This window comes from Solibacillus sp. FSL W7-1464 (genome assembly GCF_038004425.1).
Taxonomy (GTDB): Bacteria; Bacillota; Bacilli; order Bacillales_A; family Planococcaceae; genus Solibacillus.
The window spans coordinates 2,050,571-2,075,950 of the sequence record NZ_JBBORC010000001.1; the positions used below are offsets into that span (position 1 = coordinate 2,050,571).

General features: G+C 39.8%; 34 protein-coding genes, 1 pseudogene and 2 riboswitches. Of the genes and pseudogenes, 9 read left to right on the forward strand and 26 right to left on the reverse strand.

What is annotated here, in order from left to right; all coding sequences use genetic code 11:
- Positions 1–13 precede the first annotated feature (13 nt).
- From MKZ25_RS09970 to MKZ25_RS10010, 9 genes are all read right to left on the reverse strand, one after another.
- Positions 14–1,312 (reverse strand): O-acetylhomoserine aminocarboxypropyltransferase/cysteine synthase family protein, encoded by a 1,299-nt coding sequence (locus MKZ25_RS09970; RefSeq protein ID WP_340801330.1) that lies wholly within the window; start codon positions 1,310–1,312, stop codon positions 14–16.
- Between the two features lie 15 nt (positions 1,313–1,327).
- On the reverse strand, positions 1,328–1,819 hold the full coding sequence (locus tag MKZ25_RS09975; protein WP_340801331.1) for a redoxin domain-containing protein: 492 nt from the start codon (positions 1,817–1,819) through the stop codon (positions 1,328–1,330).
- Positions 1,816–2,169 carry a FixH family protein gene (locus MKZ25_RS09980; RefSeq protein ID WP_340801332.1) on the reverse strand — a complete coding sequence of 118 codons (354 nt, stop codon included), beginning with the start codon at positions 2,167–2,169 and terminating at the stop codon, positions 1,816–1,818. Before MKZ25_RS09980 ends, MKZ25_RS09975 begins: the two co-directional genes overlap by 4 nt.
- Positions 2,166–2,936 (reverse strand): ABC transporter permease, encoded by a 771-nt coding sequence (locus tag MKZ25_RS09985; protein ID WP_065215891.1) that lies wholly within the window; start codon positions 2,934–2,936, stop codon positions 2,166–2,168. Before MKZ25_RS09985 ends, MKZ25_RS09980 begins: the two co-directional genes overlap by 4 nt.
- A 13-nt stretch (positions 2,937–2,949) precedes the next feature.
- Complete coding sequence (locus tag MKZ25_RS09990; protein WP_340801333.1) at positions 2,950–4,020, reverse strand: ABC transporter substrate-binding protein; 1,071 nt, start codon at positions 4,018–4,020, stop codon at positions 2,950–2,952.
- A gap of 12 nt (positions 4,021–4,032) precedes the next feature.
- Positions 4,033–4,908 carry an ABC transporter ATP-binding protein gene (locus MKZ25_RS09995; protein ID WP_340801334.1) on the reverse strand — a complete coding sequence of 292 codons (876 nt, stop codon included), beginning with the start codon at positions 4,906–4,908 and terminating at the stop codon, positions 4,033–4,035.
- 4 nt (positions 4,909–4,912) lie between these two features.
- Positions 4,913–6,052, reverse strand: a complete 1,140-nt coding sequence (locus tag MKZ25_RS10000) for an acyl-CoA dehydrogenase family protein (protein ID WP_340801336.1) — start codon at positions 6,050–6,052, stop codon at positions 4,913–4,915.
- Positions 6,053–6,310: 258 nt separating this feature from the next.
- Positions 6,311–6,529, reverse strand: a complete 219-nt coding sequence (locus MKZ25_RS10005) for a hypothetical protein (RefSeq protein WP_340801337.1) — start codon at positions 6,527–6,529, stop codon at positions 6,311–6,313.
- Between the two features lie 22 nt (positions 6,530–6,551).
- Complete coding sequence (locus MKZ25_RS10010; RefSeq protein ID WP_340801338.1) at positions 6,552–6,920, reverse strand: SLAP domain-containing protein; 369 nt, start codon at positions 6,918–6,920, stop codon at positions 6,552–6,554.
- A gap of 111 nt (positions 6,921–7,031) precedes the next feature.
- Here MKZ25_RS10010 and MKZ25_RS10015 point away from each other — a divergent pair, with 111 nt between their 5' ends.
- Positions 7,032–7,415, forward strand: coding sequence for an SET domain-containing protein (locus MKZ25_RS10015; protein ID WP_340718429.1), 384 nt, complete (start codon positions 7,032–7,034; stop codon positions 7,413–7,415).
- 19 nt (positions 7,416–7,434) lie between these two features.
- Here MKZ25_RS10015 and MKZ25_RS10020 read toward each other — a convergent pair whose 3' ends face one another.
- The gene (locus MKZ25_RS10020; protein ID WP_340801340.1) at positions 7,435–8,235 is read right to left on the reverse strand and encodes an alpha/beta hydrolase; all 801 of its coding nucleotides are present in this window, start codon (positions 8,233–8,235) and stop codon (positions 7,435–7,437) included.
- Positions 8,236–8,341: 106 nt separating this feature from the next.
- Here MKZ25_RS10020 and MKZ25_RS10025 point away from each other — a divergent pair, with 106 nt between their 5' ends.
- Both MKZ25_RS10025 and MKZ25_RS10030 read left to right on the forward strand, forming a co-directional pair.
- Positions 8,342–8,902, forward strand: coding sequence for a copper resistance CopC family protein (locus tag MKZ25_RS10025; protein WP_340801342.1), 561 nt, complete (start codon positions 8,342–8,344; stop codon positions 8,900–8,902).
- Positions 8,899–9,978, forward strand: coding sequence for a copper resistance D family protein (locus MKZ25_RS10030; protein ID WP_340801343.1), 1,080 nt, complete (start codon positions 8,899–8,901; stop codon positions 9,976–9,978). Before MKZ25_RS10025 ends, MKZ25_RS10030 begins: the two co-directional genes overlap by 4 nt.
- A gap of 152 nt (positions 9,979–10,130) precedes the next feature.
- Here MKZ25_RS10030 and MKZ25_RS10035 read toward each other — a convergent pair whose 3' ends face one another.
- From MKZ25_RS10035 to ribE, 8 genes and pseudogenes are all read right to left on the reverse strand, one after another.
- Complete coding sequence (locus MKZ25_RS10035) at positions 10,131–10,856, reverse strand: TspO/MBR family protein (protein WP_340801345.1); 726 nt, start codon at positions 10,854–10,856, stop codon at positions 10,131–10,133.
- 118 nt (positions 10,857–10,974) lie between these two features.
- Positions 10,975–11,607, reverse strand: coding sequence for a LysE family translocator (locus tag MKZ25_RS10040; RefSeq protein ID WP_340801346.1), 633 nt, complete (start codon positions 11,605–11,607; stop codon positions 10,975–10,977).
- A gap of 328 nt (positions 11,608–11,935) precedes the next feature.
- Entirely contained in the window at positions 11,936–13,132 is a 1,197-nt protein-coding gene (locus MKZ25_RS10045) for a DUF2812 domain-containing protein (RefSeq protein WP_340801348.1), read from the reverse strand.
- A 176-nt stretch (positions 13,133–13,308) separates the two neighbouring features.
- Positions 13,309–14,487: a DUF2812 domain-containing protein gene (locus tag MKZ25_RS10050; RefSeq protein WP_340801349.1), complete on the reverse strand. Its 1,179-nt coding sequence runs from the start codon at positions 14,485–14,487 to the stop codon at positions 13,309–13,311.
- Positions 14,480–14,797 (reverse strand): PadR family transcriptional regulator, encoded by a 318-nt coding sequence (locus tag MKZ25_RS10055; RefSeq protein WP_340801350.1) that lies wholly within the window; start codon positions 14,795–14,797, stop codon positions 14,480–14,482. The genes MKZ25_RS10050 and MKZ25_RS10055 overlap by 8 nt, the downstream gene beginning before the upstream one ends.
- Positions 14,798–14,936: 139 nt before the next feature.
- Positions 14,937–15,401, reverse strand: a complete 465-nt coding sequence (gene ribH / locus MKZ25_RS10060) for a 6,7-dimethyl-8-ribityllumazine synthase (RefSeq protein ID WP_340801351.1) — start codon at positions 15,399–15,401, stop codon at positions 14,937–14,939.
- Between the two features lie 18 nt (positions 15,402–15,419).
- A pseudogene (gene ribB / locus MKZ25_RS10065) lies at positions 15,420–16,028 on the reverse strand (3,4-dihydroxy-2-butanone-4-phosphate synthase); the annotation flags it as partial.
- 14 nt (positions 16,029–16,042) lie between these two features.
- A complete protein-coding gene (ribE, locus tag MKZ25_RS10070) occupies positions 16,043–16,678 on the reverse strand; it encodes a riboflavin synthase (RefSeq protein ID WP_340801353.1) in 636 nt (211 codons plus the stop codon).
- A 121-nt stretch (positions 16,679–16,799) separates the two neighbouring features.
- Positions 16,800–16,935: riboswitch (FMN riboswitch) on the reverse strand.
- 99 nt (positions 16,936–17,034) lie between these two features.
- Positions 17,035–17,171, reverse strand: a riboswitch (FMN riboswitch).
- 317 nt (positions 17,172–17,488) lie between these two features.
- On the opposite strand from ribE, the gene MKZ25_RS10075 reads away from it, so the two are divergent.
- The 4 genes from MKZ25_RS10075 (at position 17,489) to MKZ25_RS10090 (ending at position 19,421) form a co-directional block, all read left to right on the forward strand.
- Positions 17,489–18,172, forward strand: a complete 684-nt coding sequence (locus MKZ25_RS10075) for a VC0807 family protein (RefSeq protein ID WP_340801354.1) — start codon at positions 17,489–17,491, stop codon at positions 18,170–18,172.
- 113 nt (positions 18,173–18,285) lie between these two features.
- The gene (locus tag MKZ25_RS10080; RefSeq protein WP_340801355.1) at positions 18,286–18,666 is read left to right on the forward strand and encodes a group-specific protein; all 381 of its coding nucleotides are present in this window, start codon (positions 18,286–18,288) and stop codon (positions 18,664–18,666) included.
- Positions 18,650–19,189 (forward strand): RNA polymerase sigma factor, encoded by a 540-nt coding sequence (locus MKZ25_RS10085; protein ID WP_445326864.1) that lies wholly within the window; start codon positions 18,650–18,652, stop codon positions 19,187–19,189. Before MKZ25_RS10080 ends, MKZ25_RS10085 begins: the two co-directional genes overlap by 17 nt.
- Entirely contained in the window at positions 19,173–19,421 is a 249-nt protein-coding gene (locus MKZ25_RS10090) for a hypothetical protein (protein WP_340801357.1), read from the forward strand. Before MKZ25_RS10085 ends, MKZ25_RS10090 begins: the two co-directional genes overlap by 17 nt.
- Before the next feature lie 357 nt (positions 19,422–19,778).
- On the opposite strand, the gene MKZ25_RS10095 is transcribed toward MKZ25_RS10090, so the two are convergent.
- The 4 genes from MKZ25_RS10095 to MKZ25_RS10110 all read right to left on the reverse strand — a co-directional run bounded on the left by MKZ25_RS10095 (position 19,779) and on the right by MKZ25_RS10110 (position 21,175).
- On the reverse strand, positions 19,779–20,390 hold the full coding sequence (locus MKZ25_RS10095; RefSeq protein WP_340801358.1) for an SCO family protein: 612 nt from the start codon (positions 20,388–20,390) through the stop codon (positions 19,779–19,781).
- A gap of 106 nt (positions 20,391–20,496) precedes the next feature.
- Positions 20,497–20,637, reverse strand: a complete 141-nt coding sequence (locus MKZ25_RS10100) for a YvrJ family protein (RefSeq protein ID WP_340801359.1) — start codon at positions 20,635–20,637, stop codon at positions 20,497–20,499.
- Positions 20,638–20,703: 66 nt separating this feature from the next.
- Positions 20,704–20,925, reverse strand: coding sequence for a DUF2922 domain-containing protein (locus MKZ25_RS10105; protein WP_340801360.1), 222 nt, complete (start codon positions 20,923–20,925; stop codon positions 20,704–20,706).
- Positions 20,926–20,956: 31 nt separating this feature from the next.
- Positions 20,957–21,175, reverse strand: a complete 219-nt coding sequence (locus MKZ25_RS10110) for a DUF1659 domain-containing protein (RefSeq protein WP_340801361.1) — start codon at positions 21,173–21,175, stop codon at positions 20,957–20,959.
- 163 nt (positions 21,176–21,338) lie between these two features.
- Between MKZ25_RS10110 and MKZ25_RS10115 the strand changes: the two genes are divergently transcribed.
- Positions 21,339–21,773, forward strand: a complete 435-nt coding sequence (locus tag MKZ25_RS10115) for a DUF2621 domain-containing protein (RefSeq protein ID WP_340801363.1) — start codon at positions 21,339–21,341, stop codon at positions 21,771–21,773.
- Positions 21,774–22,066: 293 nt separating this feature from the next.
- On the opposite strand, the gene MKZ25_RS10120 is transcribed toward MKZ25_RS10115, so the two are convergent.
- From MKZ25_RS10120 to MKZ25_RS10135, 4 genes are all read right to left on the reverse strand, one after another.
- Positions 22,067–22,558: a CcdC family protein gene (locus tag MKZ25_RS10120; RefSeq protein WP_340801364.1), complete on the reverse strand. Its 492-nt coding sequence runs from the start codon at positions 22,556–22,558 to the stop codon at positions 22,067–22,069.
- A 124-nt stretch (positions 22,559–22,682) separates the two neighbouring features.
- The gene (locus MKZ25_RS10125; protein WP_340801365.1) at positions 22,683–23,393 is read right to left on the reverse strand and encodes a cytochrome c biogenesis CcdA family protein; all 711 of its coding nucleotides are present in this window, start codon (positions 23,391–23,393) and stop codon (positions 22,683–22,685) included.
- A gap of 191 nt (positions 23,394–23,584) precedes the next feature.
- Complete coding sequence (locus tag MKZ25_RS10130) at positions 23,585–23,962, reverse strand: hypothetical protein (RefSeq protein ID WP_340801366.1); 378 nt, start codon at positions 23,960–23,962, stop codon at positions 23,585–23,587.
- Between the two features lie 116 nt (positions 23,963–24,078).
- A complete protein-coding gene (locus tag MKZ25_RS10135; protein ID WP_340801367.1) occupies positions 24,079–24,708 on the reverse strand; it encodes a hypothetical protein in 630 nt (209 codons plus the stop codon).
- Positions 24,709–24,898: 190 nt separating this feature from the next.
- Here MKZ25_RS10135 and MKZ25_RS10140 point away from each other — a divergent pair, with 190 nt between their 5' ends.
- Positions 24,899–25,246 (forward strand): hypothetical protein, encoded by a 348-nt coding sequence (locus tag MKZ25_RS10140; protein WP_340801368.1) that lies wholly within the window; start codon positions 24,899–24,901, stop codon positions 25,244–25,246.
- The last annotated feature ends 134 nt before the right edge of the window (positions 25,247–25,380 follow it).

Sequence of the window (25,380 nt, forward strand, 5' to 3'; positions counted from 1 at the left end):
TAAAATCCCCCTGTTATTTTGTTATTTGAGCAACTTCGGCAGCTTTTTGCAAGCTTTGTGCCAAGTCGTTTTTAATATCTTCAATATCTTCCAAACCAATTGATAAACGGATCAGACCAGGTGTTACACCACTCGCCAATTGCTGTTCCGGCGATAGTCGTGAATGTGATGTGCTTGCCGGGTGAATGACAAGTGACTTCGAATCGCCGACATTGGCAACATGTGAAAGTAGCTGAACATTATTAATAAACGCCTTCGCTGCTTCCAGTCCGCCTTTGATACCAAAGCTGAATATCGAACCTGCCCCTTTCGGTAAATACTTCTCTACTAAATTGTTTGGATCATTGCCAGGTAGTGTCGGATAATTTACCCATTCCACCAGATTATGCTCCGCTAAATATTCAGCAACCGCCTGTGCGTTCACAACATGCTGACGAACGCGTACTGCGAGGGATTCAAGACCTTGAATGAAGAGCCATGCATTGAACGGTGATAATGTAGCACCTAAATCATGGCCCAGCTCAAAACGTGCCTTCGTAATGAATGCTTTTTCTCCTGCAGCTTCAACAAATGAACGATTGCCGATCAATTCATTCGGTTCAACAAAATTGGCGAATCGAGGCGCATTCCATTCAAATTTACCGCCATCAATTATCGCGCCGCCTAACGATGTTCCGTGGCCGCCGATAAATTTCGTTGTGGAATGGACTACAATATCTGCTCCAAATTCAATCGGCTTCGATAAGTAAGGTGTCGCAAATGTATTATCAACAATAAGCGGTACATCATGACGGTGTGCGACTTGTGCCAAACCTTCAATATCCGCAATCTCCAAACTTGGATTGCCGATTGTTTCAGTGAATACGGCACGTGTTTTGTCATTGATTGCTGCTTCAACTTCCTGTAAGTCAGATCCTTCGACAAAGCGTACTGTTACACCGAAGCGAGGCAATGTTTTAGAGAATAATGTATACGTCCCGCCGTAAAGGGCGTTCGTTGCGACAATCTCATCGCCCGCCTGTGCAACCGTCAATACCGCAATCAGGATTGCCGCCTGTCCGGAAGCGACCGCAAATCCTCCGACACCGCCTTCCAGTGCAGCTAGACGTTCTTCAAATACAGCATTTGTCGGATTGGCATTTCGCGAATATAAATAACCGCTTTCCTGTAATTTAAATAGGTTCGCCGCATGTTCCGTATCATCAAATACATACGAAGTTGTCTGATACAGCGGTACTGCACGTGAGCGTGTTACCGGGTCAACTGTCTGGCCTGTATGAAGCGCGATTGTTTCCTGATTAAAAAATGTCATATGAAAAATTCTCCTTTAATAAAGAAATTTTTGAGTAAGTGTAAGCAATTCCTGTTCTGTCATTTCACCCTTTACGGTGTGTACTACTTTTCCGTCCTGCAAAAATAATGTCGTCGGCAATGTTAAAATTTCATAGCTTTCTTTCAGTTGCCCTTCACGGTCTAAAAGAATCGGGAATGGCAAATCGAATTTCGCCAAATATTGATTGACCAGCCTTGTTGGTTCTTCCACATTGACTGCATAAAGCTCGATGTTATGAGACTGAAGTGTTTCATACGCCGCTTTAAAGGCGGGCATTTCCCTTTCGCATGGGGGGCAGTAAGTTGCCCAGAAATTAAGGATGTAGCTGCCTTCTTCCGGAATGGCAAATTGCTCACCGGATGTTGTTTGGAGCACAATTTCCTCAGTTTTCGCTTCTGCCTTCTGTTTCGACGTATTGGAAATAATGGCATAGCTTAATGCGATAATCAGGACAGCGGATAATGCTAGCTGAATCCATTTTTTCATTTCAGCTTCACCTCAATTTCAGGCATTTCATGCAGTTCCCCATAGCTGACATGTGAAATCACTTTATAAGTACCGGTACCGTCAAAGCTCGTTTCAATCGTATACTTCCCGTCCCCGCTAGGATCCGGTTTCACGGAACCAATGGCATTGCCGGTTGGATTGATCAGTTCGAACTCAATTTCCACATCGTCTTGAACCAGTTCACCGTTATACGTGACGGTTGCTGTGATCGTTACAGGTTCAAAAGCTTCGAGCTCAGATTTACTGGCATTTAATGTGACATCGAGCGTTTCATTTGCCTGTGCGCTGCAGCCGGCGAGCAGCAGCACTGTAAGTAAAAGTTTTTTCATTTGCCATCAGCCTTTAAATTTGTCCAGAACAGCAGGCGTTTTTTTAATTTTTCAAATGCAATCATGATAGCGACAATGATAATACTGTTAAAAATAATCCCTGCCAGCACATAATGATATTGCGAGAAGTCACTGTAATACTGGATGAAAAAGCCCATTCCCGATGAAGCACCGAACATTTCGGCAATCGTTAAAATCAGGAAGCTCATACCGAGTGATGTACTCGCACCGCTTAAAATATGAGGTGCACTTGCGGGTAACACGACTTTCAGCAAAAACGTCGGTCCTTTTAAGCCAAGCGATTTCGCATTGTCGAGATAATGCTTTTCGATCAGCAGGACACCGTGAATCGTTCCTAAAAATACAGGCCAAAATGCGCCGATAAAAATAAGGGACATCGAAGCCGTCTGGAAAGTCGGTAAAATCGCAATGACATATGGAATGAACAATGTCGGCGGAATCGGACTTAATGCATGAAAGTATGGCATTAATATTTCACGTGACCGTTTGTTCAATCCGAAAAACAGACCGCCTACAATACCTGTCACTAAAGCGCCGAAGAATCCGGGTATCAAAAGTTTCATCGAGCTCACAACACCAGTTAACAGCTCCCCAATTTTCGCGGAAAAGGACTCAACGACCGTTAGCGGCTGCGGGAATATTACCGGATTGATCCAGGTCGCATATTTTGTGACAAGGGCCCAAACAACAATAAATATAATTCCTATCAAAATAGTAAGATTATAGCGTTTAAAAAATGTGAGCATTTCATCCTACCCCTTAAATGTTTTGTTCATTAAATCGAACGAGCTGATCTTTGTAATAAGCATCATCCGGATATTGTTCAATTAATTCGTTTAATGCTTTTTCGTATAGATCGATATTTACATAGTCGTTTACATCGATATCATCCACATTTTCAACATAGCCGATTTCTTTCATCTGCTCCCACATTTGAACTACTTTCTCTCTGCTTGGATCAGAAGAATAGTTCGAGTGGCTGTCGTTTACAATTGTATTAATTACTTTATCATCGACTTTCATATATTCTTTCGCTGCAGTTACAGCTGATTGCGGATCTTCAATCTTTTTACGTTCCGCGCGAATAAGTGCCTTTAAGAATCGTTTATATGCTTCTCCATCTTCTTCAGCCAATAATTCCGAGCGTGTTACGACACGGCAGCATACATGCCCTTCCTGTAGATCGTTGCTCCATGCAACTGCTTCAAGGCCCATATCAACCGCCTGTGCGTAGAATGAGTTTGCCGATACTGCTACGTCCACTTTTCCTGACGCTACCGCTTCAAGCAACATACTGCCTGTTTTGAATTCAACGATTTCCAGATCATTTTTCCAGTCGATCCCCGCATCTTCAAGTGCAGAGCGGAAAACGATATCCGATGTAAAGATCCTGATAGTTCCGACCTTTTTTCCTTTATAGCTTTCAAGCGAAGTATATTGCCCCGCATTTTCCTTTTTCGTTAGGATCGGGTGTCCGCCTTCCAAATGTCCGCCGATAATCGAGAAATCCGAGCCGTTTGCGATAAATGTTAATGGGCCGGCTGTACCGAATGTTAATCCGACGTCAATTTTTCCTGCCTGCAGTGCATTCAGTCCGTCTGCCGAATTTGCAAAGCCAACACGATTGACCGAAATGTTTTCTTCCTCAAAATAGCCTTCCTGATGAGCAATGTCGACAAGTGTTCCACCTGCAGATTGACTTAAACCAACCGTGATTTCATAATCATCAGAGGCTTCCCCTTTTGAAACTTGTTCATCATCTCCACATGCAGTAAGCAAACCTGCTGCTAAAGCAAGTGAAGCGATCCATTTCTGATGTGTTTTTTTCATTTAATGATCCCCCTATATTCCTGCGCCATCTGCAATTTCCGTTTTTAAACTATTGACGATCTGTTCGTTCATTTCATTTAAAAGAGATTCACGAAATGCACGGAATTCCTTGTTTTCAAATAGTTTCTGACGATCAGTCCCTTTTTTCTCTATCGGTACTTGGATGCTTTTCGTCACCGCACCGTTTTTCCCCGGAGCAAAGATGATAATCCGGTCCGCCAAATAAATGGCTTCGTCAACATCATGTGTGACAAACACGACTGTACGCTTTTGCTCGGTACTAATTTGAACAAGCAGATCCTGCAGTTGAATTCTTGTGACCGGATCCAATGCGCCAAATGGTTCATCCATCAGCAATAAATCCGAACCGTAGCTTAATGCACGAGCGATGGCTGCACGCTGTTTCATACCACCGGACATTTGCCCCGGATATTTTTTTACGGCATGCCCTAAATGGACAAGTGTCAAATATTGCTCCGCGATATGTGCCAGTTCTTTTTTCGGCATTTTCTTGTTACGCTGTTTTAGTGCAAGCATGACATTCGCCTGCGCCGTCAGCCAAGGGAATAAGGAATAATCCTGGAAAACGACTCCGCAGTCCGGGTGAGTTTCCTTTACAGATTGGCCGTTTATTTCGATATTGCCGTTTGAAAATGGTTCAAGTCCTGCCATCATTCTGAGCAATGTACTTTTCCCGCATCCGGAAGGCCCCATAAATACGAGAAACTCGCCTTCTTGTACTTCAAGCTGAATATTGTTCAATATTTTGGTCGTCGCATCATAACTGAAATCGATATTCCGGACATTAATCTTTGTTTTTTTCCCGGTACTGTCTTCCTTGGATATAGGGTTTTGTTGTGGCACTGGGCGTTCCAATAATTGAACCATGTACTCACTCTCCTAACAGAAATTTTCTACCCAATGATTGGATCGATGTATCAACCGGAACATGCAATGTCATTGTCCGCAAATTACGCCAATAGCGATCAAACCCATATTGGCTAGAAGTAGCGCGGCTGCCCATCACTTCGAAAATTTTGGATGTAATATCGAGCCCTATTTGTGTTGTAAAAATTTTAGCTGTTTGCAGCGCATCATCCAAATTACTGCGATGCTCCGGAGTAATTTTTCCAGGCACATCCCATAGCTCCTGCAGTAATTGATCCGCTTTTTTTACGACCAGATTCGCTGCTTCAACCTGTACGTAAAACTGACCGTAATGGTGCTGGATAATCGGATCTTCAACTGCCGATGTCTGTGTAATGGCGCGCGGTCTAGTTTGCTCTCTTGTATATGCAAGTGCTGATTGTAGAGCACCTTCTGAAATTCCTAAATAGACATGGTTTAAAATGAATGTAGCAATATTCAGACGCAACTGGGAAAACTCGCTTGCGTAAAATCCTTGCTGCAACACTTCTTCCTCATGTACGGCAACATCGGTGAAAATGATTGTTCCACTATCTGTTTGACGTTGACCCATATTATCCCAATCGCCTTTTATATCTACACCTATCCGTTTACTAGGAATAACGACCAATAATGGCTCATCCTGCCCTTCCACTATCGCCGATACTAATAATACATCTGAATCAACACTGCCGGAGCAGAACGTTTTTACACCGTTCAGCACATAACCAGTTGTTGTTTTTACAGCCTTCAGTTGAATAGCGACCGGATTGAACGCATTTCCCCAAAAATAGTTATGTTTTGCGGTTTCGCGGTAAAAAAATTCCATCTGTTCCGGTGAACCGCACAGATGCGGTGTAACGAGATTAATAAAATGGTAGCCAACAACATGTGCCAGTGAACTATCCGCACGTGCAATCGTCCGAACGACTTGAAACACATCATGCCAATTCCCACCTAAACCACCGTATTCTGTCGGAATTAAAAGTTTCAAAAGTCCGCTTTCGCGAATTAAATCACGCTCAAGCTTAGCATTGCCTCCAGTTTTATCTCGCTCTACGGCTGTTTTTTCAAACTGTTCGGCAAGCTTCTCCGCGATTTCGTCTATATGTATAACTGCTCCCATAACAACTCTCCTTTATAGTTATAGAATTTTCTTGCAATTCAGTATTCTTAATTCGTTAGTTTACAGATGCATTTATTTAAAGTCAATAGTCAATTTAAACAATTCATACTGGAATAGTATGGTTTTAGCGAATTAACGTAAAAAACCGTATTAATTTGTATTTACTTACAATTTAAATAAGTGATTTATAGGGTGATTTTGAAATTAGAAAAAGAAAAAACCACTATTTTCATAGCGGTCTTTTGATTACTAGTATGTTCAATAATTCATGACTTGATAATAAACAACAATTTGGTAAATCGCCGGTACAATTAATGCAATTGCCAGTGAAATGACTGCTCCCCACTTCGATTGGGTCATTAAACGATCATTGTCCATCTTCAAATACTGAAAAAATGACAGTGTAAAATATAATGCACTGACTAAAAAGATAGGGGTTACGAATGTGAGCCAAATTCCTGCATTCATTTCATGCATCGATTCCTTCACCTCACTCCCATTATATTTCAATATCCAGCTGTTTTATTTCTGTGAATAGAAAATTAATACTTTCGTCGAAAATAAACGTCCATGGCATTGAACAATAAGGAGGAATTTGAAGGGCTTCACTTGTAAAATTTTGAGTAATTCCCCCTTCTTCTGTTATAATACTTACTTCCCTATTATGGAAACTAAGTTGCTGGTCGGTCCGGTTATGAATTAGCGTTGTAATGAGCATCTGTTTTTTATGATTGACTGCCGTTCGAATAATACAACAGGAAATGCGCTGATCCTGTTCTTTTGTTTCATCAAACACTTGTTCAATTAATGTCCGGTCCTGATCTGAAATCGTTTTATCCCATGCAGCTTCAAATTGCAGTTTTTGCATGAACTTCACCCCTTCAATGAATAATTTATGTAAATAAGCAATAAAACAACCTTTCTACTATGATACATGTTACAGTAGGAAAGAATCTTAAAAGTTAGAAGGCGAAAAAATATGATCGAAGTAAAGAATTCCCCGATAAGTGATGGGGAATATAATCGCGGCATTTTTGCGATTAATGCAATTCCTAAAGGAACGTTATTCCATCAAGCACCAGTACTAAGCTATCCAAACGAGCAGCATGAACATATCGAGAAAACGAATCTTGCGGATTACGCGTTTGAATTTGGCATTGGACGCTCTGCAATCCTATTAGGCTACGGGATGCTATTCAACCATTCGTACGAACCGAATGCCACATATGAAATTAATTTTGACAACGAAACATTCGATTTCTTTGCCTATAAAGATATTGAGGCTGGCGAAGAGATCTTTATTAATTATAATGGCGATGTTGATGACAACGACCCGTTATGGTTTAACAACGATGAAGAATAACACGGGGAGCTGTCTATAATTAGACAGCCCCTTTTTTTATTTCATCGATAAAGCGAATGATATCCTCTGTCAGTAATTGGCGCTCTTTTCCTAATGTAATAAGATGGCTACTGTTGTCGTAATGTTTTTTCATAATCATGTTGCTTTGTGCGGATTGTTCGATCATGTCAATACTTTGATGGAATACCGATTCGTCCAGCATCCCTTTTGCAAGGAAAAGCGGCTGTTTCAGCAAATGAAGCTGATTGCCTGTTTCAACGATAAACTGCTGTAAAGCCCTCATCTTTTCTACAGGTCTCGGGAAGTTATCGGCCAGGAATACTTCCAGTTCCTGTTCCGAGCTCCCTCTATTCTGTAAATATCGCTTGGAATAATAGATGACACGCTGTTCCAAACCTTCCACAGGTCGCTCCATTACCGGTGAGGAAATAATACATAAAGCCTTCACTTCAGGAAACTCATTTGCAAGTCTTATACCTAGAACACCGCCTAATGACTGGCCGATTACTGTAATCGCTTCATATTTTTCTTCGATTAAATATTGAACAGCTTGTCTGCTATGTTCCCATACGTGCTCCATAGAACTTGCAAATAATTGTTCCGGAGATGCCCCATGGCCTGCCAGATTTGGCGCATAGCACGTGTACCCTTTACTATGAAGCATTTTTGCCACATAGTGCATCTCCTTCGCATTGCTCGTAAAACTATGTAAAAGCAAAAAGGCCTGTCTATTTCCTTGTAAATAAATATCCTCTACTAAATGTTGCATAGTAATCCCCTTTTCATTTGTGACAATATTATAGCATAACAATTCTCTCATACTGACATTTCCTCTAGTTTAAAAAGCGGAAACAGTGCATTTGTTTTATCGTTCGGCTACAATATGGGTTGAGTAAAAAAACATATGAAAGGAGAATCATATTAATATGAGAACATTATTATTATCGATTCTAGCTGCACTATTTTTAGTTGTCCCGAACGCAGCAGCACATACGTATTTAGACACGACTAATCCCGAAGATGGAGCTATTGTAACTGAACCGTTGCAGTCGATCGAACTTACATACGCCGGGAAAATTGAAGTGGGGAGTACATTTAAAGTCATTTCAAGTAACGGCGAAGAAATAGAAACAGTTTCGGTAGATTTAGTCGATGGTGTATTAACAGGTACTTTTGATTCCCCATTACCGAACGATGACTATACAGTTGAATGGAATAGTATTAGTGAAGATGGCCACCCGCTTGCAGGTCAGTTTTCTTTTACGGTAGATGCGCCTGTGACTGAAGAAGCGGTTGAGGAAGAAGCTGCAGAAGAAAATGAAGAGCAAGTGGAAGTAGACGAAACGATTCAAACTAATGAGACAGAAACGACAACGGCAGATGATGAAGAAGCGTCAATTAACACACTATTATATATCATTGCCATTTTACTTCTTATTATAATAGTAAGTATTATTACAGTGGCTAGACGGAAAAATACAAAATGATGTTTTTGACAATTTTCAGTCAATTTTTACTTTATGTTAGTTTAGCTCTTCTTATGGGGACATTTGTTTTATATTTTGTCCCCGAAACAATCCGACCGAAAATTGCAGTACCAGCAAAGTGGCTAATTATAAGTGCGGTCATTTTGCCGATTGTTACATTTGTACCGAATATTCAATTGCTGGCAATTTTGACACCGCAGTTCGGATTGATTGAATCCGTTGGCATGTTGCTTATGAAATTCAAAGTCGGCCATTCATGGCTGGTGATCGTTTGCTTTACGATTATTTTGCTAATTATTACTCGCCAATTTGTTAAAAATTCTTCAAAACTAATGGCGGTCATGGCGATCTTTGTTTTAATCGCGATCATGGCGGCAATTGGCTATATAAGTCATGCCGGTTCGATGACAGGCATTATTGGATCGATACTTGATTTTGTTCATCTACTTGCTGTCAGTGTATGGCTTGGTATATTAATCTTGATGAGCTTTTTTACGAAAGATGCACAAAAGTGGGAAGACTTTCTGAAGTGGTTCTCCCCTGTTGCGCTCGTAGCTTTTACAGCTGTTGCTTTAACAGGTGTCCTGATGACAGACACTATCGTACCGGGATATGTAACAAGCTGGTCGAGCAATTATGGACAGTTTTTGTTCATTAAACATGTTCTGCTCGTACCGTTGACTGTCATTATTTTGGCAAACAGTCTGCTTATCAAACTGAAAATGAACAAGCCATTATTTGAACCGCGTACATGGGTTCGGATTGAAACAATATTGCTCGTATTGATTTTATTCATTACCGCGCTTTATAGTGAACAACAGCCACCCAGCTTTTATGTACAGGAAATCTCGCCGTTTTTTGAATTGTTCTACCGTAGCTCCATTGAGGCAGGCATGCGCGGGTATCTCCAAATGACAGGTATTGGCTTAGGATTTTTCCTGCTGACTGCACTGTTCATCGGGCTTGTCATTGTAAGTTATATTAAACAGCTGCCGGTCGTTGTATCGGCTGCCATGACGTTCGCATTGACACTATGTTTTTACATGGGCTTTATGTCGATTGTATTTTTTAAATAATGTCCAAAATAAAGGGGCTGGCACACAACCCAAAAAAGCTATTTTTCTCTGAGAGAAAAATAGCTTTTTTGCTGAGCGTTAAAATATCCGTTTTTAATAAAGGCTTTCCAGTTATTTAACGGTCATTCTACTTATATCCCAGCCCCTTATCTTTATGCAAGCTTTTTCGTCTTCATCGTTACATAGCGAATGAGTGCCGCGATAATTAATAACGCGGTCAATGCGATTGTACCGTTCTGCATTGTCGAATCATCCGTTTTGGCAGCAATCCCGATGAGCGCCCAAACGATGACGAGTGTAAAGAAAATATCTTTCGAGAGGGCAACGGCCAAATAACCGAGAATAACCGCGACTCCTACCAGTACGAGTGATCCGCTCACTTCCGAAATTCCCAAATCGACCCCATGATGTTTTAACACATAGCTCACATTAGCGATTGTCGCTACAGAAATCCAAGCTAAGTAAAATGAAAACGGAAAACGTTCAGATAGCCCTTTTTCCGTGTTTTTATATTGCAGATAAATCGCAATGAGGGTAAATAACAAAAAGAACATTACGATAATGGATAGTATGAACTGTTCATAATGCCAGCTGAACAGCCAGGCAATATTAAATATACAGCTGATAATAAACAGAATACCGACTTTACCGTTAAAACGATTGTCTTTCACTTTGCGGTATATCGTAATCAGCCATATGACAAGCAGTACATAAATTAGCGACCAAATGGAAAATACGTAGCCTGCTGGCGTGAATAATACTTCCAAGCGATTCGTTATTTCAGCTGCCGTCTGCCCGTTTAACGGCAGTGTATTCGATAGCGCATTTACTACTATTACAGCGATCATAGCTATCCACATTGTAATATACAAGCCCATTTTTCATCATCCTTTTTTCTAGAATTAGGGAACTATACCCTTCTTTAAAAAAGAATAAGCGGTAAAAACGGCTTTTGCTTTTAAGCAATGTTTTGTTGATTTCCTAAATTTTTAACGATTATACCTGTTTCTCAAATGCGAGCTTAATGCCAAATCCAATTAGAACAGCCCCAGTGAACGTTTCAATCACAGATTGTGTAGCAGGTTTTTTCATAAAGTTGCGGATTTTGTTCAATAAGAATACATAGAGTGCAAACCAGACAAATGTTAAAACAATATAGACGATTCCCATCGTTAAAAACGGCCAAAACGGTTCTGCGCCCTTTGATAGAAATTGAGGTAAAAACGTCAGAAAGAATACCGCTACTTTTGGGTTTGTGATATTTGTAATAAGGCCCTGTTTAAAATAGGAATTGCCTTTTGCTTCAATTTCCGGAATGTCCGTCATTTCTTCCATATCCGCTTTTTTCGCACGCATGCTCAGCAATGTCTTGATGCCCAAATAGCATAAATAGACTGCCCCAACATATTTCAGCACGGTAAATGCCACGGCGGATTTTACGATAATCGCCGACAGCCCGGCAACCGCTGCTATTGTATGGACGGTCAGTCCCGCACAAGAGCCGACCATCGTTTGGAATCCTCCCCTTTGTCCGTGAACTACTGTATTTTTCGTAACAATCGCTGTATCAGGACCCGGCAATACAATCAGCAGAACACATGCAATGATAAAGAACACAAGATTCTCCATTTACTCACCTTCGTTTTCTGAATTTTTAAATATGTTAACATGTTCAACTGAATGAAGCTAGGGGAATTTTAAGTTTACTGGATTGCTAATGCGGCGTTACAAGTATGTATTCCGTTAAATTTTGTAAGCAGTGACGGAAATTATTAGAAGAATTTAAATTTTATTAGAAAACTTCACCTGTTTATTAGCATTTTCCGAATGCTTATTTCAACATTCAGGAGCATTATTAGAACAATTGCATTATATATTAGAAAACCGTCAACTTATTAGAAGATGTCGAAACGATATTAGATGATTTTAAATTTTATTAGAAAATCTAAATCAGCAATCAGCTTTCCGTTAACAGCATCATTTTTTCGGCAGCCTTCACTATAATGACATCCGCCTCAACTTCCCCCGAGTAATCAATATACATGACCGCCTGTTCTTTTACGAAGATGAATTCTTTGTTTCGGTCACTTAGGCGCACAAGTAATCGGTCAAATCCATCATGCTCTCTTTCCGTAAATAATTCTGTTTCATCATCAAACGTATGCTCCGTGATTAAGTCCTCAACCAATGGTGCAACAAGGGAGTGAAAGCTTAACCGGAAAATTTCAGCCGAGATACTAGGGTTGTAACTGTTGTTCGGGTCAGACCATTGCCCTTTCTTTTCAATGAAATTTTCCTTCATTTTAAATTGCACAGGAGCAACTATACTCCAGTTTTCCGAGTAACTGTTTCTCCAATCTTCCCCGTCTATCATAAAAACATCACGTTCAAGATGTGGAGCATTTTCGATTGCTGCAAGCCTGACAAACGGCAATGTCGGATCTTCTTCTGGTAATGTAACGGTACCTAAATGCAACAACTGGTAAATTGGAATGCAAGCGGCAATTAATGATAAAACCAAAGTCGCAACATACGTTATTAAGTTATTCCGATAAAAATTTTCCCATGGCTTTTGACGATCATCAGGATTTCCCTCTTTCATATCGCGTCGTATGCGTGCAATACCAAGCAGCCCCATCGCCATGGAAATCAGGTGAAAAATGTTTAGTAAATAAAGAAGCGTCGTCGTAAACATATGACCTTCAATTAATATTAAGATAGGGGTCTCGTCATTAAACCAAAGGCCGCCTATAAGCCAAAAAAGAGCTGCCAAAGCAAATAATATAAAGATGAAACTTATCAATGTCTTCTTGAAAAGAGCATTTGCCACAGTTATTTGCTCTTCCCGATCTATCGGAGGTTCATTTGCTTTACGATCTGTCGGTGATGCAAATACGTGAAAATTGCGGTCACTCGCAATATAGTCCCAGCCGCTTTCTTCAAATAACCGGATTTTTTCACTTGATATATATTTGCTTTTTGCGAGTTCCAGCCGGTAATCCATTCGTTTGCGATCACCTTTTTTAAACTTCGCAAAATGTGTGCCAATCTCATAAAAATGAAGACCTTGCTCGGACATATCCGAAAACCAGCTTTCATGTTCCTTGATACGCCAATACTGCCCCGGTCTTAATCTGCGTACGATTTCTGCCATCGCTCTCCCTCCTCATATGTCTGACCTAACAATAAAATACAAGGGAATGTTTGTAAATAAACAATTCGGACCAGGTAACCATTTCAGCACTCACTGACGCACTAAGGAATATTGAAAATGTTCACAGCAAAGAGGCAACCCTGCCCATGCAGGATTGCCTTTTACACCGCTTAGAACTAACTTTCCGCAAGCAGCATTATTTTCTGAGCTGCATTTTCCACTAGGACATCCAGTTCTGCATATCCGTAATAACGTATATACATGACCACTTTATCTTTTGAAGCAACTAATTGTTTCATTTCTTCATCCTCGTGAATAACAAGATAATCAAGAACAGGGTGCTTACTTTCTATGAAACTTCCCCTTTCATCTCCGTATGTATGCCACTCCATCAAGTCGGACAGCAATGGTTTAGCGAATGCCTGAAATGTTAAATTGTATATTTCAGAAGAAACGCTCGGTGAATAGGTTCCGCTTTCTTCCAACCACATTTCTTCCGTCTCGAACTGTACAGGTGCAAAGATACTCCAATTTGTTGTATAACGGTTTGCCCAATCGAATTCATCTGTATAATATTCATCCCGGTTCAGCTGTGGATTTTGTTCGATATCAGCTAAACGGACAAACGGCAAGTTTTCGTCATTTTTTGGAAGTGTAAAGGTATCCATTTTTTTCAATTGATAAAATGGCATAATTAAGCCGTTTGCAAGAATAATACCTATAAAGACAACCGAAAATGCACCATTTTTTTTCAAACTTTTTTTCCAGGGAGCGTGATGATTGATGGCTTTGCCTTCATTTAAACTTTTTTTCAATTCTTTAATCGCGAGCATTGCTTTTACCGCATTAATAACATAGTAAATATAGAGGATCGTCAGGGTACTTTGCTGAACGACATATCCTTCAACCAACCGTAAAACAGGCGTTCCATCCAAAAACCACATCGCCAAAAGCATACCTAAAATCAGGGCCACTCCCAGAGAAACCCATACTAAATTAAAGACGAGTTTTTTATAAAGGCGCTGTAAAGTAAATGCCTGTTCTGCTGGATCTGTATGAATTTCGGGTGCATTGGTTTCAGCCGGCGAAGAGAAAACATGAAACCATTGATAGCTTGTAACATACTCCCAGCCGTTTTCCTCGTACAGATCAATTTGCTCATTAGTTATTAATTTTTTGTCTGTCACTTCAATCCGGTATTCGATTCGCTTCGGGTCACCTTTTTTAAAATGGGCTAAATTGGTTCCCATTTTATGAAGGTGCAGCCCTTGTAACGACATGTCCGAAAACCAGCTTTCGTGTTCTCCGATTCGCCAATAGTTCGTTGGGCGGATTTTGCGTACCGTTTTAGCCATCGTTCCCCTCCTCCAATATAGTGCTGTCGAAAATTAGAGATTGTAGACGAGCATATTCCAGTCTTAATGCACGCTCGCCTTCTTCCGTAATTTCATATATTTTTCTCCGCCCATCGTCTTTTGACAAAGCGATTAATCCGTCCTTTTGCATACGTGACAGGACACCATATAACGTTCCGGGCCCCATCTTTAAACGGCCTTTTGATACTTCTGTAATGGATTGCATTACCTGATAACCATGATTTGGGCGCATTAACGCCAATAACACATAATACATTGCTTCAGTCATCGGTCCGCCATTGTAAGACATATTCATTCCTCCACCTATTATGTCACGCGATATATCGTATAACGTAATAGTAATATACAGGAAATAATTTGTAAACTTGTTATTGAAAGCAATGAAAAAAACCACCCCAAAATTTTGGAGTGGCGTACACTATTCTATATTAAAACATTTTATTCAAGTTGGCCATTTCAATTGCGGACATTGCGCTGTCATAGCCTTTATTGCCTGCTTTTGTACCAGCACGTTCGATCGCCTGTTCGATATTTTCAGTTGTGACAATGCCGAAAATTACCGGAACTCCTGTATCCAGGCCTGCTTTTGCAATTCCTTTCGCTGCCTCGTTGCATACATAATCATAATGTGTTGTTGATCCGCGAATGACCGTACCTAATCCGATTACTGCATCATAATTATTTGTTTCAGCCATTTTCTTCGCCACAAACGGTACTTCAAAGGCACCAGGTACCCATGCTGTATCAATGTTTGCTTCTTCAACACCGTGACGTTTCAAGCCATCGAGTGCACCACTTAATAATTTATCATTAATAAATTCATTGAATCGCCCTACGACAATTCCGATTTTCAAATCTGTTCCGACTAATTGTGCTTCAAATATTTTTCCCATTTTAATTGCTCCTTTTTATACCAATACGGTAGTTAATTTTATATATTGAACTAAGTCTTCGATAGTAATAAATTTCAGTTTATGTTTTTGTGCCAGCTTTTCGAGCTGCGGCATGCGTGCCATTGAACCATCTTCGTTCATAATTTCACAGATGACCGCGACTTCATTTGAATCGCAAAGCTTTGCCAGATCGACGCCTGCTTCCGTATGCCCGCGACGCTCCAACACGCCTCCCTGTTTTGCAATGAGCGGGAACACATGGCCAGGACGATGAAAATGCTCCGGTTTTGTTGCAGGATCCAGTAATGCTAACATCGTTTTAGAACGCTCAAATGCACTAATACCTGTCGTTGTTTGGATATGATCGATACTAATCGTAAAAGCCGTTTGATATGTATCGGTATTGCTTTGCACCATTGGATGAAGAGAAAGTCTTTCTGCAATTGCAGATGAAATTGGTGTACAAATTAACCCTCTTCCATGAAGTGCCATGAAATTAATATTTTCCGGTGTAGCGAATTCTCCTAAAACTAGAAAATCCCCTTCATTTTCACGGTTCTCGTCATCTGACACAATAATAATCTCGCCGTTTTTCAATGCCTGAATTGCTTCTTCAATCGTATTCATTTTGTACCACTCCTTTAAAATCCTGTACGTTGCAATAAGTCCATTGTTATCGTACTTCCCGTTTGATTTTGTAAATGTTTTTTTACATATTTACCGATTAGATCTGTTTCAATGTTCACAACATCTCCCGGCTTTTTATAGCCTAATACAGTCTGCTCATACGTATGAGGGATTAAGGAAATGGTAATGAATGTGTCGGTCACATCAAAAATTGTTAAACTCGTGCCGTCCACTGTAATTGAGCCTTTCTTAATACATTCTGCAATCAAATGCTTTTCCATTGCCAGGTCAATATAAACGGCATTGGCAACAGGTCTTTTACGTTGTATTGTCGCAATCCCATCAACATGGCCCGAAACAATATGCCCGCCAAAACGACCATTCGCCGACATCGCCCGTTCCAGATTGACAGGCATTCCTGCTGCTAATTGCTGGAGGCTTGTTGCTTTGACCGTTTCTGGCATGACGTCCGCCAAAAATACGGATGGCGAGAATTGTTTCACTGTCAGACAGACACCGTTAACGGCAATGCTGTCCCCGAGTTGAACATCCTCTAAAATTTTGCTTGCGCGAATGGCTAGTTCCATCGCTTGTGTGGACTGGCTGATCGTTTCAACCGTTCCCAGTTCTTCAATGATTCCTGTAAACATCCTGCTCACCTCTTTTTAAAATTAAAAAAAGAACCCCGATTGAATTCGGAGTTCGATGAGAGGAAAATTGAGCATCATCAAATAAGCTTTTTGAACATAATTTTCAAAAAACTGCTGACATTGCTTCCTTCTCCCATCCAGACTGTAACTGTCGGCTTTGGACTCGCACCAAATCCTGCACACATAAAGTGGCTCACGGGCTTAGAGATCTACTCATCACCGTCGATTGGGAATTTCACCCGACCCCGAAGGAAATTATTCTTTTCATGGAAATAAAAAAATCCCGTCACAAGGCGCGACAGGAAAAGTGTATAGCAAAAAATCACATTTAAAATCAAATTTTTTAAAATGTGTTGCTATTCCTTCTCCCATCCAGACTATAACTGTCGGCTTTGGATTTGCACCAAAATCCTGCACACATAAAGTGGCTCACGGGCTTAGAGTTCAACTCATCACCGTCGATTGGGAATTTCACCCGACCCCGAAGGAAATTATTTTATTTGAAAGTTATTGTAACATACATAATTTAAAAAGCTAATAGTATTTTAGCACCTACTTACTTTTTGTTCCCTCAATCCTTTTACCTTACCCCTCTATTAAATTAAAATTTTGAAACTTTCTTCAAGGCAATACGTAGAAGAATATACATAATATTACAGTAATAGAAAAGGAGTTATTGCAAGCTGATTTTAAGTGTCTTTCATTTGCTTAGTTGCTTTTTTTCAAGTAATTCATCTATAAAACATAGTGTCGGATAATCTTCAGTATTATAAAAAATAAATACCTTTTTTAATGGTAATGGAGGCTTTTATGGCAAATAATTCACAGTCGAATAAATATTTTATCTTTCTGGAACTATTGTTCTATGTAGTTTTACCTTATGCGATATGGAAGTTTGGACGAGAGCCTCTTGGTGACTATGCCGCAATGCTGCTGTCCACTGTTCCCGGGATCATTTATACGGTTTACCGCTTTGCGAAAGATCGTCAGTTTAATGTGACGGGATTGTTTATTTTAGGTTCGATGCTTATTGGTACTACGGTTGATCTGCTGTCGGGTTCAGCCGAGCAGATGATTTGGAATAACGTATATTTAGGTCTTTTTTATACGTTTCTATTTGTCATTTTATTCATTGTGAAGCAGCCTATTTCTCTGTATATTGCAGTCGATTTTGCTTATCTGCAAGGCTATTCACGAAAGGACAGTAAGGCGTTATTCTTCCAAAAAGGGATTTTCCGGTGGTTTCAGCTGATCCAGATTGTGTTCATTATCCGAGGACTAGTTATGGCAGGAATTACGGTCTATCTTTTACGGAAGTTTGGAATTGACAGTTATGGTGACATGCTGATTTATAAACGAGTAGCGGTTTGGGTATTTTCCGGTATTTTAACGGGGATGTTCTTTTACATTAGTGTTGTTGTACAAAAATATACGAAACGATTACAGGAAAAGAATGAGCAAAATATAAAAGAACCGGAAGTTGTTACGGAATAATTATTTTATAATTTTTTGAACCTTTCTCTCCTCCTGTTTGTATAGTCATTGAAAGCATTAAAAATGGAAGTACGATATGTATTCCAAATTCAACGAGGTGAGGGGTAATGCTTATGGGTACCGGTTTTAAAGTTTCGTTAATTGCTGTTGCGGTTGAGATGATAGTTTTATTTTCAATTTTGATTCCTTTTTTCAAGAAACATATTGTTAGGGAAAACAAGAAGATCAATTATGCTAAGACAACTATCTTTTTGCGCTGGAATGTATTTGATGCGGTTACTTTAATTCTAGCTGTGTACACAATCGTCTGTGTGCAAGCTCTTAACATATTACTTTCATTTGGCGAAACAATTGAAAATTCCTATGTTCAGTTTTTTACTAACCAGGCGCAGGCATGGGTTATTGTAATGGTTGTCTATTTAGTCATGCGTATTTCAGCTGTACTAAAAAGTATTAAAGCCCGTTTTGGTGACATTTATGATGGCGAGCAATGAGGAACTGATGACCGCTTTTCAAATTGGCGATAAAGATGCATTGGCACAGCTTTACGCTCAATTGCATGAACCACTTTACTGTTTTTTGTACCGCTACACAAAGGATGAGCAACTGAGTGTTGATATTGTCCACGACAGCTTTGAATTGCTGCAAACAAAAAAGGATCAGTATGACCAGCAACGAGGTAAGGTGAAGGCCTTCTTATTTCAGATTGCCTACCGTCTAATGATAAATAAGTTGAACAGACGTAAGCGATGGCAAACACTCATGCCGTTTCTTGTACCCATTCAGAAAAAGACACTGCAAGCTGAGGACACATTGGTCATTCAACAGGCGATTTCCAACTTGCCGGATAAACAGCGGGCAGTAATTTTGCTTGCATTCTATGAAGATTTACCGCAGGAAGACATCTCCTTAATTTTAGATATCCCGGTCGGAACGGTGAAATCACGGCTGCATCATGCTATAAAGACTTTAAAAGCTGAATTAAAGGAGGATTTCCACCATGAACGAGGAATTTAATAAGGAAAAAGAGCTTTCCAATATGCTTGATTCTTATAAATTTGACATACCCGTAACAAAACTTGCGCAAAAACAGTCCACTTTTCAGAGGTTCATTCGCTACCTAGGTTCTCCTTCAAAAGATCCTTTAGAAAATTGCACGAATCAATCAAACGGGTATTTATTTTTCAATATTTTCCCTGTAGTTTGTGGTTTGTTTTTAGCAATCTTACAAGTATTTTTATTGAACTGACGCTCCTGCGGGAATGATTAAAATGGTAAGCCGGGGAAATATTAATGAGAATTTGAATAAGGTGCGAACTGTTGTATTATCGACATTTTGCACTTTTTTTGATGCCAGCTTTTATTAGAAGAAATTTGTTTATTTTAGCACTTCTGCAGCTGATTTTAGAAAAGTCGGCATGTATATTAGCTGATTCGGACCTGATATTAGCATATCCCGCTTCTTTATTAGAAGAACCGCAATTTATTAGAAAATTTGCAGGTATATTAGCACATTTAAAATTTTATTAGAAAACCCTCACTCTACAAAAAAAACTTGCTAAAAAGCTGCTCCACTTTTTTCGCAAGTTAATCTATCATTTTACTATTAATTTAGACGTTCGTCAATGAGCGCTTCCATATCACTTGCAATCGTTTCATATGGAACACCATCTTCTCCTGTGCCATAACCTGAATAGTTTTTCACGGCGATTCCTTTTTCATCCACCAGGAAAAATGTATCGGCGTGGATCACTTGATCGTCTCCTTCAATTGACTGGACAGGTGTTTTAAATGAGTTTCTGGCAAATTGTTCGATAAATTTCTGATCGTATCCTGTCAGCATATGCCATTTTGATTCGTCTACCGGTGTATGGCGCGATAAGTATTCTGTCAAACGCTCCGGTGTGTCGTAGTCCGGATCAATGGAAAACGCGACAATTTTATAATCTTCCAGCCCTTTTTTCTCCAGATGGTCCTGCACACGCGTCATATTCATCGTCATTGGCGAGCAGATCGTTGTACAGCTTGTGAAGATGAACATCGCCAGCCATGGTTCCCCTTTTAAACTTTCCAGTGTCACTTCATTGTTCCGATGGTCGGTCATTGTAAATCCACTGATTTCAAAGTTGGTCGTCGGTTTAAACTGATAATTGCTGCATGCAGTAAGAACTGTTGCTGCCAAGAGCATAAGTGCGAATATTATTTTTTTCGTTTTCATTTCTCTCTCTCCACTCTTTGAACATTACTCTCATCTTACCCAATATTTAGTATATTCTCAATAGTTATCGGCAGAAAGTATGTGTGTCAACATTGTGAAGAATTACTCATGTTCTGTCTGCAGGATGATGTAATGATACGAGTGCTGTATGAATTGCTTCAAGTTTTGTCTCTATCCGATACAGCAAATAAAAGGAGATAAAGATCGGAAACGTCACTTCCTGAAGAATGGCAATCCACTGGTCCATTAAAATCCCTCCCTCTATTCATTTAAAGAGACCGGAAAAGCATTACACTTTACCGGCCTTGTACGATTAGCTGTTCAGTTTAAATTCCGTTACATTACGTTCAACGATACTCGCAGACTTTTTTACATTGAACAAAAATCCGTCTTTCGAAAATACTTCCTGATCAATAATTGTCTGCATTGCTGCATTCACTTCAGCCTCCGTTAAATTCGGCTTCGGATCATTAATACTGATCGTCATCGTATTTCCTGCAATGTTGGCAAATGTTAATTGCAGAACTTGTGCCATACGCTCACCTCCATTCTTTTATTGAATCCGGTTAACCTGTAATCAGTTCTTTCTGCGTTTTCACAGATTCGATATAATCGTGATCTGTTAAGCCGACGATGGTTGTTCCTACTGTGTACAGCTGTTCGGCAGTAGCATATCTTTCCACGTTACGGAATGTTGAACTTTTAATAATCGGCTCATTAAATTCATCCATGCCTGTCTGATAAAATACTGTCAACGTTGCATTTAAAAATCCGAATTCGTTCATGTTTCTCACCTCCTTGCCCTATATATGTCATGAATTACCGGAAAAAGGGACAATGACGATGAAAAAATTTACAAAACCTTATATAATAGACAATAATGAGGTTTATCCCCAATAGTTTAGTAGAAGAATTTCGTAGACAATATTAAGTAATGAGGTGAACATTGTGGGCTTAGATGGCTGGTTTTTATGGTTTATTTTATTTTGGGTAGTAGTATTGATCTCGCTTATGGGAATCGGCGGCTTTTTCATGTTCCGCAAGTTTTTGAAGGCAATGCCGAAACAGGACGGAAAATCGGATTTAGACTGGCAGAACATATACTTAGATAAAACGATTCACCTTTGGGGTGAAGAGGAAAAAAAATTACTTACCGAGCTTGTCGATCCTGTGCCAGAGCTATTCCGTCAAGTCGCAAAAGAAAAGATTGCCGGTAAAATCGGTGAAATTGCACTAGACGAGCATGCCTCAAAAATCGACTTGGACCTAATCATTCGCGGCTATATTATTGCTTCGCCCAAACGCGATCATAAGTTTTTACGTAAAAAACTCAATGAAATGAAAATTGATACGACGAACTATGACCACTTATTTGAAGCATAGGAACAAAAGCGCTAAAGCGCCCGTTCAACTCCGAGGGGGCATAACGCCACGTCCTTGTGGCATGCCCCCAATGACTCACATCGTGTGAGCCGCAAGACTTGGAAGGCCCGTCGCAAAAGTAAACGGTTCACCACTTTTGCACGAAGGGACTGAAATGACCGAGGAGTTGGCGCTTTAGCCTGGACGTGGACAAAAATTTAGTTTCATGTTATCCACAGCGCGATAGTATATAATTTCCTTCACAGAAAAAAAGACTGTCTTTAAAAGTATATAACTTTTAGAGACAGTCTTTTCTATGCGGCAATATGCGATTTTTCAAGCTTCTTATATTTGATAAGCATACCGATTCGCCACGGCAAAATCATCGAGAACGCCAGGATGAAAAACATGCCTGCCAGTTCGCCTACATCAAATGTTTCGGCAAATAATAATTTTAAAATAATACGTAATACTAGTAATCCCACTAATATGAATGGAAATGCTTTAGATTGCTTCATATAAATTGCGCCGTCTCGCACTTCAAATTTCGACGTTAAGATTAATACAGATGAAAATAACAAGCCGAGTGCGGCCGCTTCTACTATTTGAATTGGCGCTACACGAAACTCCTCAAAAATAAACATCAGAGCACCTGTTGACATCGCAAAAGGCGGGATGAGTATTTTTTTTGTGGATACCGGCTTTTTTTGTGCACGCAGTCTTATGAACATTACGAAGGAGCCCATAATGATTGCCATAATCGTCGAACCAATTAATAAATAGTGAGAAGGTATACTGTCAAACATCATATTCCTCCTCTTGCATGGACAAATGTAAAGCTAATGGAAACACAGCCATTCATTGAATCATGCATACTTTCACTTATGTTACTTTCCTTAGTATAGCATGGTCTTAATAGGCAGGGAACTGTTAGAATCCTTTAAAACCATCGAAAATCGGCAACAGAAGATTAATAATGTATGTCAATCCGTCAAAGAACAATAAAATGCCGACAGCTATCATAATATAGCCGCCCACTACGATGATTTTCTGGCTATGCGTACGAATCCAGTTCATGCGTGAGATGAAGAATGACAATGTAAAGAATGGAATCGCAAACCCTAAATAGTAAGCGAGCATATACCACATTGCCGAATCGGGGTTCGTTCCGCCAAGCGTGATAATCGCTGCCAGTATCGGACCTGTACAAGGTGTCCAGCCCGCCGCAAAGGCAAGACCGATCAGCACCGAACCGAAATAGCCGGATGGTCGGTTTTTGAACTGGAACTTGCGGTCTTTCATCAAGAAGTCAACCTGCAAAAGACCGACAATCATTAAACCGAATGCGACAATTAAAATAGCGCCGACTTGACGCAGTAAATCCTGGTACTGGAAAAAGAAATCTTTCGCTAACGATGTTCCAAATCCGATCGCGATAAATATAATCGAAAACCCGAGCAGGAAAAATAAAGTATGTAAAATTGCGCGTTTTTGCATCATCCCTTTTTCAGTTTTCAGCTCATCGAGTGTCATCCCGGTTATGTAGGACAAAAATGCAGGATAGAGCGGTAGCGTACATGGTGAAATAAAACTTAAAAACCCGGCACCGAACGCTAAAAGGACATTTAAATCTGTATTCATGCTGCTTCATTCTCCTTAACATTGATACCTTCATCGTACCAAATTTCCCCATACATTACTTGCTTTTTTAAATGAATATTTTTTGACAGTGTGTTGTGGTAGAGTGGAAGAGATATTATGCAAAAGTGCCGCGCTAATAGGTAAAGGAATGAGCGACACTTTCGCACACAGGGGTAAGAAGAGTGTTTTTATTACCTGATCATATCAATAAGAAACAGACTGGAATAAATAACTGAGGTAAATAAGATCACGATTGAAATCGTAATGAGTTGGAATTTTAGCGACCAGCGCCATACACATTCCTTAGGATAGCTTTTTTTCCATCGAAGAGCTGCTTTAAAGTTAATAAACCAGCAATGCAATGTGACAAAGATGGAAGGTATCGTATACAGAGCAATCAGCAGTAAAGATTGCTGGAATACATTTGTCGTATATTTACCGTAATTAATCATGAAGTACGGTAGTACAAACCAGAATACGGATGTAAACACTAATACGACAGCGGCCAAAAAATGCAGCCATTTATATTCGCTGTGTGTTTGTCTGTAATGTTTTAATGCTGCCTGCATGATCATCACCTACTTTTTTCACTTACTATTCCCGCTTTTTGTCGAAAATGAAACCGGAAAAATATAGTAAAATGAAAAATTCCGCCTTTATGTTGTTAGATGAAAGGCAGCTCTTATTATAAGGATGACGTTAATTCGAAAACTTCTCTGTTGGACCGTATATTCCACTCAGGTTCGAAGCGTTTTACAATTGCATTCTTCAGTTTATTCATCGCTTTCTCATTCTCCATCGGATAGATTGCAAAATGCACATCACTTGCCGGCAAAAGCTGGGTTATTTTTGCGTTAACATGGCAATGGGTAGACGTTCCATCCCGATAGCAGCCTTTTGCATATATATTGCCGATATGCTGGTTAAATCGCTCTTTAAATGTTCTTGCACAAACACCGCAAAACTTCAGTTCATTGTTTGCAATGACCGTATAAACGCCTCGCTGTTTCAATAATTCCTCATCCCCACTGACGACAAAGCGCGAATATACCAAGTCCCCATAATTATTTAAAAACTGTCTATACAAATAGTTCCCTTCATTTTTCAGCACTTTTAATGCGGCTCCTGCCGGCATGTCTACTAGGTGTGAATGTTCGTTGATGAGGTCTTTTAAATGCTCGTATTTCTTTTGTTCCGTAAGTTCTCCAAGCGTTCTTTTATCAAATCTCTCAAATAAGTCGGCTATTCCCTGTTCTAGTACACTTATCTCTACTTCAGTGAATTCTATTTCTTCTTCATTTATTTGGATAAACATCATTATTCCCCTTTCTGCAAGTCCCCTTTCTACATACATTTCGATATAAATCGGCAAAATCCCTCTTAATCTACGAGAATTCTGTATTAGTACACAACTAAGGCAATTGAATCATTGAGATTTCTTTATCTCTAAACTATCATTTAAATTAGTAAAATCAATCAAGCTTGGAGAAAGAAGTGAGTGCTCTTTGGACATCAAACAACTTAACGAACAACTTTATAAAAACAGACCACAAGTCGGATCAGCCAGCCATTGCGATTGCAAGGAATGCTTGTTTTATGCGGAAAAAATTATGCTAAATGAGTTTGTAGTAAATTTTCTAAACGAGAGAGGACTTCATCCATTAAAAGCCGACGAAGTTTGGTGCTATAAAGAGGAAGACGGTTTTAAATACTATTTGGTAGATTTCTTCGAGGTAGTCGCAATGAAGGAACAACACTTTGATTTGGACAATGGAAAATTGATCATAGCTTCAAACCCTTTCGCTGAAATCGGACAATATAAACATGCATTAACGATCGATCTAAAGTTATGAAAAATTGGCTCATCACCATAAGTCGGGGATGACAAGATCAACACGCTTTTCTAATGAAGTCCGTCCTGCTCTGCTACGGGTTTATATGCTTTGAAGAGAGGTGGTTTGAAGGATAGGTCCGTTGTACTGCGCTC